This window comes from Haloimpatiens massiliensis, from assembly GCF_900184255.1.
Lineage (GTDB): Bacteria > Bacillota > Clostridia > Clostridiales > Clostridiaceae > Haloimpatiens > Haloimpatiens massiliensis.
In genome coordinates this window covers 1-1127 of the sequence record NZ_LT854624.1, presented here as the reverse complement: position 1 = coordinate 1127, position 1127 = coordinate 1, and the positions used below count along the sequence as shown (strand labels likewise).

The following is a 1127-nucleotide window of genomic DNA, read 5'->3' as shown; positions in this document are numbered from 1 at the left end:
ACTTAACTTCTGCAAAATAAAAAGTTAAATTGGTAGTATTACCAAAAAATAAATATGGCACACTGACCTTATCCGTGATATATAAAAGTTACTACTCAATTAAAACACGGGAGGTTGTCAGTATGCCAAGTAAATTTACTAATCATATTGTATCCATTAATGATGAACTTTACAATTACTTAAATGATGTAAATTATGGAATGAGTAAACCTCAATTTCATCATATATCCACTATTATTAATGGATTAATAAATTTAGATGGCACTAAATCTTTATTAAAGATTTCAGAATATATACTAGCTGCTAAAAGCAGCAGTTCCATATATAGATTTTTGAGTAACTCTAAATGGGACGATAGTCTCATAGATAGAAATCGTATTAATTATTTAAAACTACATTTTAATAAACTCATAAAGCCTAAATCCGTAGGATTCTTAGTTATAGATGATACTGTTAATCCAAAAACTCAAGCAAAGAAGATGCAAGGATTAAGCTATAATCATTGCCATACAGAAGGTAAAAATCTTTGGTCCCACTGTGTAGTTACTTCTAATTTTGTAGCAGAGGATATGTCTATTCCGCTAAACTATAAGTCTTATTTTAACGAAGAAAACTGCAAAAATCATAATAAAAAATTTATGAGTAAACCAGATATAGCTTTAGGTTTTATTAATTCTTTTGAAAAACCTTCTAACTGCGATAAAATATATTGTCTTACTGATAGTTGGTACACTAGCGAAAAGTTAATTAATGGTTGTATTTTAAAAGGTTTTAACTTTATTGGGGCTTTAAAATCTAATAGAAAAATCTCTCCATTAGGAATTTCAATGCAAATTAAGGAATTTGCTAAATATATAAATCCATCTACCTTAGATGTAGTTACCGTCGAAGGTAAGGATTATAGAGTATATAAATACGAAGGCAAAGTTTCAAAGATTGAAAATGCATTAGCCTTAATTTGCTATGAAGTTGATGGGGACAGCTTTAAAGAACCAGTATATCTAATGTCTACAGACATAGAACTTAGTAATAAAGCTATAATAAAATACTATCTATATAGATGGAACATTGAAACTAATTACAAATATCTTAAAACACACTTAGGTTTTGACGAATATAAAGTTCAA

At 28.0% G+C, this 1127-nt stretch carries 1 protein-coding gene; it reads left to right on the top strand.

The genetic code is table 11. The features are described 5' to 3' along the window. Positions 1-122 precede the first annotated feature (122 nt). Positions 123-1127: IS701 family transposase (locus C1715_RS00080; RefSeq protein WP_102398660.1), on the top strand; the 1005-nt coding region annotated here is incomplete at its 3' end.